The 10,069-nt window shown below is 47.4% G+C and carries 10 protein-coding genes; 3 read left to right on the top strand and 7 right to left on the bottom strand.

The genetic code is table 11. From position 1 onward, the window contains the following. The 3 genes from ACNA7P_RS08975 to htpX all read right to left on the bottom strand — a co-directional run. Nucleotides 1–388: 3-deoxy-7-phosphoheptulonate synthase (locus ACNA7P_RS08975; protein WP_416258289.1), on the bottom strand; the 388-nt coding region annotated here is incomplete at its 3' end. A 95-nt stretch (nucleotides 389–483) separates the two neighbouring features. Beyond that, on the bottom strand, nucleotides 484–1,122 hold the full coding sequence (locus tag ACNA7P_RS08970) for a flavin reductase family protein (protein ID WP_416258286.1): 639 nt from the start codon (nucleotides 1,120–1,122) through the stop codon (nucleotides 484–486). After that, a complete protein-coding gene (gene htpX / locus ACNA7P_RS08965) occupies nucleotides 1,119–1,997 on the bottom strand; it encodes a protease HtpX (protein ID WP_416258285.1) in 879 nt (292 codons plus the stop codon). Before htpX ends, ACNA7P_RS08970 begins: the two co-directional genes overlap by 4 nt. A gap of 150 nt (nucleotides 1,998–2,147) precedes the next feature. On the opposite strand from htpX, the gene pepE reads away from it, so the two are divergent. Next, nucleotides 2,148–2,879 carry a dipeptidase PepE gene (pepE, locus tag ACNA7P_RS08960; protein ID WP_416258284.1) on the top strand — a complete coding sequence of 244 codons (732 nt, stop codon included), beginning with the start codon at nucleotides 2,148–2,150 and terminating at the stop codon, nucleotides 2,877–2,879. A 3-nt stretch (nucleotides 2,880–2,882) separates the two neighbouring features. On the opposite strand, the gene bioD is transcribed toward pepE, so the two are convergent. The 4 genes from bioD to bioB all read right to left on the bottom strand — a co-directional run bounded on the left by bioD (nucleotide 2,883) and on the right by bioB (nucleotide 6,893). Next, nucleotides 2,883–3,611 carry a dethiobiotin synthase gene (bioD, locus tag ACNA7P_RS08955; RefSeq protein ID WP_416258283.1) on the bottom strand — a complete coding sequence of 243 codons (729 nt, stop codon included), beginning with the start codon at nucleotides 3,609–3,611 and terminating at the stop codon, nucleotides 2,883–2,885. A gap of 76 nt (nucleotides 3,612–3,687) precedes the next feature. Further along, a complete protein-coding gene (locus ACNA7P_RS08950; protein ID WP_416258282.1) occupies nucleotides 3,688–4,524 on the bottom strand; it encodes a methyltransferase domain-containing protein in 837 nt (278 codons plus the stop codon). After that, nucleotides 4,505–5,794 (bottom strand): aminotransferase class I/II-fold pyridoxal phosphate-dependent enzyme, encoded by a 1,290-nt coding sequence (locus ACNA7P_RS08945; protein WP_416258281.1) that lies wholly within the window; start codon nucleotides 5,792–5,794, stop codon nucleotides 4,505–4,507. Before ACNA7P_RS08945 ends, ACNA7P_RS08950 begins: the two co-directional genes overlap by 20 nt. Continuing rightward, the gene (gene bioB / locus ACNA7P_RS08940) at nucleotides 5,760–6,893 is read right to left on the bottom strand and encodes a biotin synthase BioB (RefSeq protein ID WP_416258280.1); all 1,134 of its coding nucleotides are present in this window, start codon (nucleotides 6,891–6,893) and stop codon (nucleotides 5,760–5,762) included. Before bioB ends, ACNA7P_RS08945 begins: the two co-directional genes overlap by 35 nt. A 167-nt stretch (nucleotides 6,894–7,060) precedes the next feature. Between bioB and bioA the strand changes: the two genes are divergently transcribed. Then, nucleotides 7,061–8,389 carry an adenosylmethionine--8-amino-7-oxononanoate transaminase gene (gene bioA, locus ACNA7P_RS08935; RefSeq protein WP_416258279.1) on the top strand — a complete coding sequence of 443 codons (1,329 nt, stop codon included), beginning with the start codon at nucleotides 7,061–7,063 and terminating at the stop codon, nucleotides 8,387–8,389. Between the two features lie 174 nt (nucleotides 8,390–8,563). Then, nucleotides 8,564–9,964, top strand: coding sequence for an asparagine--tRNA ligase (asnS, locus tag ACNA7P_RS08930; protein ID WP_416258278.1), 1,401 nt, complete (start codon nucleotides 8,564–8,566; stop codon nucleotides 9,962–9,964). Nucleotides 9,965–10,069: the final 105 nt, after the last annotated feature.

Here is a 10,069-nt window from a genome sequence, read left to right as displayed (position 1 = left end):
TCGGCAACGATACGCCTTCAATTACCTCTTCATTACTAGAACGTGGCTTTGCAAATTGCCCCGCCATGCGGGCAACCTTTACTACAGGTACTTCACCAGCAAAGGTCATTACGATAGCCATTTGCAGCATCACTTTGAAGGTGTCGCGAATTTTTGGGGCCGTGAAATCGCGAAACGATTCGGCGCAATCGCCCCCTTGCAGCAAAAAGGCATTGCCGTGACACACATCGCCCAAATGGCTTTGTAACCGACGGATTTCTTCAGCAAACACTAACGGTGGATAACGCTTCAGTTGCGATTCCACAGTAGCAAGTACTGCTTGATCTGCGTATGTAGGTTGCTGTTGAATTGGAAATTTCCGCCAGCTTTCAGGTGTCCACTGCATAATACGTTCCTTTCACTACTTATAATCAGGAGAACATTGAATGTATCTGCGTAGGCACAGGATTGCAACGCAAATTCGGGGTTTTTGACCACTTCAAATTATTTTGGCCGTGAAATCTCTAAAATAGAGCCTAAGCAGCCATATTGGTCAGCACCCAAGCGTGCTAGAGGTTGTACTTTTAGAGCGTCAACAATAATCCGTTCAGATATATCACCATTGCTCTTTTCCTTATACTGAATTTCGCTAACGCGATCATCAATAAACACCCGTTCGATTTCACCGAACACTAATGTTTGCGGCGCGCCAGGCACATCTTGTAAAGAATGTAGTTTACATCCAAAGGCAATTGAACAGCTCTCTAAACGAGGTAATGGAAAGCCCTCGAACGGCACTGTAGTAAGCCCTAGATCTGTAAGTTCCGATTGCTCGGCGGGCAAAGCGCGTGATGTTTCGGTAACTTCCTTAGCTAAAGATTGCGGTGCAATATGCACTACAAAATAGTGATTCCTGGCTATGTTTACCTTGGTATCTTTACCTTCGTTTAGGGCTTTATTGCCCACTGAAAACATCAACAACGGCGGCTCGCTTGAAACCGCCGTGAAGTATGAAAATGGGGCTAAATTCAAATGTCCGAGCTGATGCTCACTTAACACCCATGCAACAGGCCGGGGAATCAGAGTTTGCGTCATTAAATGGTAGTTCGCCGTGGCATTTTGCTGCTGTAGATCAACAATCATTGAAATCTCCGGTCACGCAATGCAGCAATACGTTTCTCAATCGGTGGATGAGTCATCATTAATTCACTTTTTGTAAGTTTTCCCTTAATACCAAACGCTAGCATTTTATCATCCAGCTGCGATTCACGCCCTTGTGATAAGCGTTGTAATGCGGCAATCATTTTTGGCGCACCTACTAAACGTGCAGCGCCTGCATCGGCTCGATATTCCCGTTGTCGGGAAAAGTAAAATACGATTAAGCTCGCAAGTGCACCAAACACAATTTCGAACAAAATAACCAAGCCAAAATAAGCAAAGCCCCCGCCACCATGGTGACTACCACCTTGTTGATTGCCTCTCAGAGCACTATTAATCAGCCCTGCCAATGCGCGGGCCAAGAAAATCACGAAGGTGTTCACTACGCCTTGAATCAGCGTAAGGGTTACCATATCACCATTCGCTACGTGACTTACCTCATGTGCAAGCACCGCCTCTACTTCGTCTTTATTCATGCTGCGCAATAAACCTGTAGAAACGGCAACTAAGGAACTATTTTTTGTTGCGCCCGTCGCAAATGCATTTGGTTCCGGTGAATCATAAATGGCCACTTCCGGCATCTTGATTTGCGCTTGCCGCGCCACGGTATTTAATAACCAACGCTCAACATCGCTACTTGGTTGTTCAATAACCCGTGCTCGGGTTGCACGTTTCGCCATCCATTTGGACATGAATAACGAGATGAACGCACCGCCAAAACCAAAAATCGCTGCAAATACCAATAACCCGGTGTAGCTGCCGAAATCGACCCCAAACACCGACATTACAACACTCATTACAATGCTTAGCACAACCAAAATGGCTAAGTTTGTGGCTAAAAATAAAACTACTCGTTTCATTACTTGTTCCCCGAAACAATTATACCTGCCCTACTATATCTGCTCTGCCGCAACAGTTTTCAAGGGATCTTTTTGCTATTTTCAAATCCTGGGTTTAAGCTTGCAGCCCATGAAAACAGTAGCCAAAATTTCTTCAACAAAGGATTTCTCATGCGCAATATGCTTCTTCTTAGTAGCTCTAAAGCTGGCAATAGTAACTACTTGGAACACGCGGCACCTTGGTTAAGCCAACATTTTGGCCAACGTAAGGTACTGTTTATTCCTTATGCTGGCGTTACCATGAGCCATGCCGCTTATACAGCCCGCGTTCAGCAGGCCCTATCGAGAGAAACAATGGGCGATGCTAAAGATACGGTATTGAGCACTGTAAAGGTTCAAGGCATTAATGAATTTAGCAACCCTAAACAGGCCCTTCTTGCCGCTGATTCCGTAGCCGTGGGCGGCGGCAATACCTTTGTGCTGCTTGATTACTTATATCGTTTCGGATTGTTAGATATTTTGCGCCAGCGGATTCTTGCCGGCATGCCCTATGCAGGCTGGAGTGCAGGCTCGAACATTGCGGGCCCTAGCATACGCACCACCAATGATATGCCGATTGTACAGCCCCCTTCCTTTCGGGCTCTTGCGGCGGTGAACTTTCAATTAAATCCGCATTATTTTGATAACCATCCACCCGGTTTTCATGGCGAAACCAGAGCTCAGCGCCTTGCCGAATTTATGGTACTTAACCCGGCCACCAGTATTATTGGTATTCGCGAAGGTACAGCACTGAAAATCACCGACCGCAAAATGCAATTACTCGGTGATTTAGACGGCGTGCTATTTCGTGATGGTACATCGCAGCCACTGCGCGCAGGAACTGATTGTTCTACCTACCTATAACCCTTAAAGCCCCAAAATATTGAGCATGTTTTGGGGTTTAGCCAGCTCTGCGGCTAACCACTGATCATGCGTACCAGCAAAGTGCGGTACTTCGGCAAGTAACGGAGCACCAATGCGCTGGGCAATACTGGCGATGTTTTCTTGATAAAATGGCATCTGTTCTGGATTTACTTGATTCGCCACCCAGCCTGCTAGCGGTAAACCGCAGGCTCTAATCGCCATTGCTGTTAACAACGCATGATTAATACATCCTAAGCGCATAGAAACCACGAGAATAACAGGCATCTGCGCAGCTACCACAAAATCAGCAAGATACTCGCTCTCATTAATCGGTAATTGCCAGCCACCTGCGCCTTCACAAATTAATACATCCGCATCTAGCTTGGTAAGCTTGGTGTAGGCTTGCAGTAAACTCGCCACCGATGGTGTTGGGGTATCAGAGCAGAGTGCTGCCGCAACATGTGGAGCAATAGGTGGCGCATAAGCAAACGGATTTACCTCCTCATAGGGCAAACTTATAGTCGCGTTTTTCTGTAGCGTTAGCGCATCGCTATTCCGCAGTTTTTGACTTGTTTCTGTTTCAGTGCTAATGGTTTGCAGTTCACACCCAGCAGCAATTGGTTTCATGGCAATGCTTGCATATCCCTGCATTGCCAATGCTTTCAGCACTAGAGCGGCCACTTCAGTTTTACCGGCATCGGTATCCGTAGCTGTTACAAAAAATGATTTCATCTATACTTTTTCTCAATATAAAGAAGACTATGTTATTGATAGTGAACTTGAGTTTAACTGAATGCTTTATTGAGTTTCATTTCTGTATTACGAAATACCCCAATTGGTAATGCAAAGGTAACCCGAGTTCAGTACGAAATAACTCATAGCTTCGCTGGTGGCTTAGCCATTCTCTACTGCTAAGTTGTGGTGCTGTATGAGTACGTTGCTGATCCGCACCAATGCGGCTAACACTGCGTATTAACTCTCTTAAATTAGAGAACCAAGATGTTTCCCGCCGCTCTTCAATATAGCGCACTGAAAAGCCTACTTGCTGCAGCCATGCTTGCCACTGCAACAGAGTTGGTTGCGCGTTCACGCCATCTTGAGATAAATAATTCCGCCGTAAATCAGCAAAGGGCTGCAAACTATTGTTCAGAACGGTACTAATCCACGCCATACCACCGGGTGCTAATACACGATACAACTCATGCAATAGCTGTTGTGGCTGATTACTCCATTGCACTGCTAAATTAGAATACAGCCCTGTTACCGAATCATTCCGCAGTGGCAGTTGTTCCATGTCAGCTTGTAGAAAGCTAGCCGTGCCGTTTTCCATACGTTGGCGCAATGATTCATTCGCTAAGCTTTGTTCCTGCGCCGCCTGTACCATGCCAGCGGCGATATCCACGCCCAAATAGTGCCGAGCAACCGCTGCTAATTCCACGCTATTAACCCCCGGCCCACAACCAAGATCAAGTAAGGTAGCAAACGGCGCCTTACTTGTAATGGTTTGCCGGCTACTTAACCAATCCTGTAGTAGCTGCAGCAGGTAATGAGCGCTAAGCTGCTGAACTTGGGCATGTTCAGTATACGCGAACGCCTGCTGGGTAAAGCGCTTGGCTACCGCCGCTTTATCGTACTGTGCAAGCATCAGCAAGCTCCTTATCCATCGCAAGAATATCCGTTACGGCGGCAAAGAGTTCGCTAATCGCCTGCTCGGAATGCAGTGCACTTAGCGTAAACCGAATTCTTGCGGTACCGTTTGGAACCGTTGGTGGGCGAATCGCGATTGCTTGAAATCCTTGCTTAGCGAGTGCTTTGCTGAACCGCAAAGCAAGTTCGTTTCCGCCAATCACTATGGGTTGAATCGGCGCATTAGCTGCCGCTGCACTAATGCGCAGCCCCTGCTCTGCAGCCAACTGCCGAAATTGCTGTATACGGTGTTGCAATTTCGTCTGTAATTCCCCGCGCTGCATCACCTTGAGTGCCGCTAACAATGCTTCCGCCTGAGCAGGCGGAAACGCAGTGCTATATATTAAATGGCGACAATCATTCACTAAGCTATCGGCAATAAGATGATCAGTTGCGATAAATGCCCCACCCATACCAAATGCTTTGCCGAAGGTGCCGGTAACTACATCAATTGCATTACTATTAGGCGCATCAAACACTCCCCGATAATGCTGGCCCATAACCCCAATACCATGGGCATCATCGAGCATTAACAGGCCATTCGCGCGTTGTTTTGCAGCTACTAACGCGGCCACATCTGCGCCATCGCCATCCATACTAAACAGCCCTTCTGATACTATAAGGGCATGTTCTCGGGCATCTGCTGTAGCAAAGGATAGGTTATCAAGTTGCCGCTGTAGATCCGTGTAATCATTGTGCAAAAACCGTAAAAAATCACTTTTACCTCGCGGAGCTTTATTAGCGCGCTCAGTACCACCAAGATACCCGCGCACGCCATCATAAATAGAGGCATGGCATAGTTTATCGATTACTGGTACTGCGCCAGCAGCTCGTAGTGTGTGCAGTACGCCCGCATTAGCACTAAAACCGCTGCTGAACAAGATTACACGTTCTACACCAAACCAAGCCGCTAAGGCTTCCGCCAAGGCTGCATGAGCCTCAGTGTATCCGGTTACCAGCGGGCTGGCACCAGCACCAACCCCCCAGCGCTGAATACCGCTTTGAAACGCAGCGATTACCTCAGCATGCTGGCTTAAGCCTAGATAATCATTACTGCAAAAGTTACGGTAAGCGATATCATCTGATGCCGTATTTTCATTGTTATTTAGCCCTACTAAACCGGCAGACGCACCGAAATGAGGGCGCGCCAACAGCGAACGCAGCAAGCTGCGCTCTTGTTTTGCCGCGAGTTTATTAGCGAGCTGATTGCGAATCGTTTGCTGCGGCATCGTAAAATAACTCTTTTTTAGCTTTTGCAGCTTCAGGGCGAATCCCTAATCGTGCGAACAAACGTTGATCGGCATCCGCCACAGGGTTGGCTGTTGTGAGCAATTTCTCGCCATAGAAGATCGAGTTCGCGCCAGCAAAGAAACACAATGCTTGCATTTCATCGCTCATGGTTTCACGGCCGGCAGAAAGCCGCACATGGGATTTCGGCATTAAAATGCGCGCTATGGCGATACACCGAATAAACTCAAACGGGTCCAAATCTTCCAGCGAATCTAGCGGGGTTCCAGACACTTTCACTAACTGGTTAATAGGCACAGATTCCGGTGGTAATGGCATATTGGCAAGCTGCTGTAACAGCCCTATCCGATCTTTTTGTTCTTCCCCCATACCCACGATACCGCCGGAACACACTTTCATGCCAGCATTGCGCACCGATTGCAGGGTATTCAAGCGATCTTGATAGGTACGAGTGGTGATAATTTCGCCATAAAATTCTGGTGAAGTATCCAAGTTATGATTGTAGTAATCTAAACCAGCTTCGGCGAGCGCTGCAGCTTGTTCATTGGAAAGCATGCCGAGGGTCATACAGGTTTCTAAGCCCATTTCTCGCACGCCTTCAATCATCGCTTTAAGCTTTGGCATATCGCGCGCTTTCGGATCGCGCCACGCAGCGCCCATACAGAATCGGGTAGCTCCAGTTTGTAGCGCTCGCTCTGCCTGCTCCAACACCTTTTGCACTTCCATTAACTGCTCTTTTTCCAAGCCGGTATCATAACGCGCGCTTTGTGGGCAGTATTTGCAATCTTCTGGGCAAGCACCCGTTTTAATCGATAGCAACGTACTTACCTGCACCTCGTTCGGGTTAAAGTGCTCGCGGTGCACCGTTTGCGCACGAAACAACAAATCGTTCATGGGTAAGGCAAATAATGCGGCAATTTCACTGCGTTGCCATTGCTTCGGAGGCGCATTTTTGCCGTTGTGAGCTGCATTGCCATGTACCGCTTGTTGCGGGTTTCCTGGGCTCTGGTTTCCCGAGATTTGCTGTGCAGCTGATACTGTAGGTGAATTCACTGGATTCGCTTCCTGTGTAGTTATCATTATGGTGCGCACTAAGGGGCTTGTTGGGCAATATGCAAAAGCAACTTGCCAAAGCACTTATTACAACATTTGCCAAGCGATTAGTACGCTAAAAACTCGACTAGGATAGCGGTACACTTTACACTGTCAACTAGATGAAACCCACCAAGTTTACATTCGGTTATTATATGAGCAATACAAATTCATTAACAAGCGTAAAAACAAACGCGGAATCTAGTATCACAGATGCAGATCTCGCATTTGATCAGGCACATATTTGGCATCCATATACTTCACTTACCAATCCGTTACCTACCTATCCGGTGCAAAGTGCTCAAGGGGTAACACTCACTTTAAACAACGGTATTGAGCTTATCGATGGCATGGCATCCTGGTGGTCGGCAATTCACGGCTATAATCATCCCGAATTAAATGCTGCAGCCCATCAACAAATCGATCAGGTAGCGCATGTTATGTTCGGCGGCATTACTCATGCACCTGCAATTGAGCTCTGTAAACGCTTGGTAGCGCTCACCCCAGAGCCACTTAACGCGGTATTTTTAGCAGATTCAGGTTCAATTGCTGTGGAAGTAGCCATTAAAATGGCTATGCAATATCAAGTAAGCCGCAATAAAGCGCATAAAAATAGGCTATTAACCATACGCAATGGCTATCACGGCGATACTTTTGCAGCAATGTCGGTGTGCGATCCGGTGAACGGTATGCATGAGTTGTTTCGTGGTGTATTACCTGAGCATATTTTCGCTCCTGCACCACAAATTAAACCCACCGAAGCTTGGCATGATCAGGATATTGCCCCGTTAAAAGCCTTATTTGCAGAACATCATCACGAAATTGCGGCATTCATTCTTGAGCCTATTGTGCAAGGTGCTGGCGGTATGCGTTTTTATCACCCGGAGTATTTACGGCAAGCTAGGCAACTTTGCGATGAATACGATGTACTGCTAATTGCCGATGAAATTGCTACTGGATTTGGCCGCACCGGCACCCTTTTCGCCTGTGAACATGCCAACATCGTTGCCGATATCCTTTGCGTAGGTAAAGCACTTACGGGAGGTTATCTTACCCTTGCGGCCACCATTACTACTCGCGCTGTAGCAACAACCATTGGTAATGGCCCCGGGGGCGGTAATTTAATGCATGGGCCTACGTTTATGGGTAACCCACTTGCATGCGCGGTAGCATGTGCCAGTTTAAACATTGTGGCCAGCGGCGCTTGGCAAGAACAAGTACCGGCTATCGAGCAACAACTCAACCAAGAACTGGCGCCTTGTAAAGCATTGCCTAGTGTGGCTGATGTGCGCGTATTTGGGGCCATTGGGGTAGTTGAAATGCAGCAGCCGATTGATGTTGCCGCCGCGCAACGCTTGTTTGTTGAGCTCGGCGTGTGGATCCGCCCATTTGGCCGCCTACTCTATATCATGCCGCCGTATATTATTAACACGGCGCAACTAAGCCAACTTACGCATGCCATACAGCAATATTGCAAATCTTGATCTGAGCGGGAATTGAATTGTGGTTTACGTTGTGGTTTACGTTGTGGTTTAGGTTGCGCTTTACGTTGCGCTTTACGTTGCGAAAGGAAACGTAAAAAAGTAACATAAACCGCTTATTACTCGTGTATTAACATAGCCGTAATTTTAACGAACGCGTTTCGGAGAATTAGTTTCATGTCTATTGCTGTAATCAAAGATGTTCTCGGTGGTAAATTTGCCACTGGTGATACGGTAACGGTTCGTGGTTGGGTGCGCACCCGCCGTGATTCCAAAGCCGGTATTTCCTTTATTAATGTGCACGATGGTTCGTGCTTCGATACCGTGCAAGCCGTTGTACCAAATGAACTGAATAATTACAGCTCTGAGGTGGTAAAACTTACCACGGGCTGCTCCGTTGCTATTACCGGCACGGTTGCCGAATCTGCTGGCAAAGGCCAAGCTTTTGAACTGCAAGCTACAGCGGTAGAAGTGCTAGGTTGGGTGGAAGATCCTGATACTTATCCTATGGCACCAAAGCGCCACAGTATGGAGTATTTACGGGAATTCGCGCACCTACGCCCGCGTACTAATATTACCGGAGCGGTTACGCGAGTACGCCATTGTTTAGCACAAGCGGTTCATCGTTTTTTCCACGAACGTAACTTTTATTGGATTAGTACCCCTATCATCACTACCAGTGATGCCGAGGGTGCTGGCGAGCTATTCCGGGTTTCCACTCTAGATTTAACCAACTTACCACTCACCGATGAAGGAAAAGTAAACTTTAAGGAAGATTTCTTCGGTAAAGAAGCGTTTTTAACGGTTTCGGGGCAACTTAACGTAGAAACTTACGCTTGTGCCCTTTCTAACGTGTACACCTTTGGCCCTACGTTCCGCGCGGAAAACTCAAACACTAGCCGTCATTTAGCTGAGTTTTGGATGATTGAGCCGGAAGTTGCCTTTGCCGATCTGGATGATATGGCGAACCTAGCAGAAGACATGCTTAAGTACGTATTCAAAGCTGTGCTCGCAGAACGCGCAGACGATATGGCATTTTTCGCTGAACGAATCGATAAGGAAGCGATAAGCCGTCTTGAACACGTGATTAGCAATGATTTCGTGCACATGGACTACACCGATGCGGTAACTATCCTGCAAAATTGCGGTAAAGAGTTCGCCTATCCTGTTGAGTGGGGTACCGATTTACAATCAGAACACGAGCGTTACCTTGCCGAAGAGCATGTTGGCGCACCGGTGATTTTGAAAAACTACCCGCGTGATATTAAAGCGTTTTACATGCGCCAAAACGATGATGGTAAAACTGTTGCGGCGATGGATGTATTAGCGCCAGGCATTGGTGAAATCATCGGTGGTAGCGCCCGTGAAGAGCGCCTAGACCTGTTGGATCGCCGTTTAGATGAAATGGGCTTACCGAAAGAAGAATACAGCTGGTATCGCGATTTACGGCGTTACGGCACCGTGCCACATGCTGGATTTGGGTTAGGTTTTGAACGCTTGGTGGCTTATGTTACCGGTGTGCAAAACATTCGCGATGTAATTCCCTTTCCGCGTAGCCCGAAGAACGCTGATTTCTAAACAGCTTAAGCTCTAGAATCATGTTTGCTTTCATAACCCACGCTCAATTCTGAGCGTACTGGCACTAGAAAAAAGAAAGCCGCTGCAACAGTAACGTTGGCAGCG

The sequence above is a fragment of the Aliidiomarina sp. genome (assembly GCF_047920995.1).
In the GTDB taxonomy this organism is placed as follows: domain Bacteria; phylum Pseudomonadota; class Gammaproteobacteria; order Enterobacterales; family Alteromonadaceae; genus Aliidiomarina.
Note: the sequence above shows the minus strand (reverse complement) of the source record. Positions and strands in the feature narration are given on the sequence as shown.

Bases quoted from the DNA above. Each gene is read 5' to 3' on its own strand.
- ACNA7P_RS08970 (WP_416258286.1), bottom strand. From the start codon at position 1,122: ATGATTGTTGATCTACAGCAGCAAAATGCCACGGCGAACTACCATTTA.
- htpX (WP_416258285.1), bottom strand. From the start codon at position 1,997: ATGAAACGAGTAGTTTTATTTTTAGCCACAAACTTAGCCATTTTGGTT.
- pepE (WP_416258284.1), top strand. From the start codon at position 2,148: ATGCGCAATATGCTTCTTCTTAGTAGCTCTAAAGCTGGCAATAGTAAC.
- bioD (WP_416258283.1), bottom strand. From the start codon at position 3,611: ATGAAATCATTTTTTGTAACAGCTACGGATACCGATGCCGGTAAAACT.
- ACNA7P_RS08950 (WP_416258282.1), bottom strand. From the start codon at position 4,524: ATGCTTGCACAGTACGATAAAGCGGCGGTAGCCAAGCGCTTTACCCAG.
- ACNA7P_RS08945 (WP_416258281.1), bottom strand. From the start codon at position 5,794: ATGCCGCAGCAAACGATTCGCAATCAGCTCGCTAATAAACTCGCGGCA.
- bioB (WP_416258280.1), bottom strand. From the start codon at position 6,893: ATGATAACTACACAGGAAGCGAATCCAGTGAATTCACCTACAGTATCA.
- bioA (WP_416258279.1), top strand. From the start codon at position 7,061: ATGAGCAATACAAATTCATTAACAAGCGTAAAAACAAACGCGGAATCT.
- asnS (WP_416258278.1), top strand. From the start codon at position 8,564: ATGTCTATTGCTGTAATCAAAGATGTTCTCGGTGGTAAATTTGCCACT.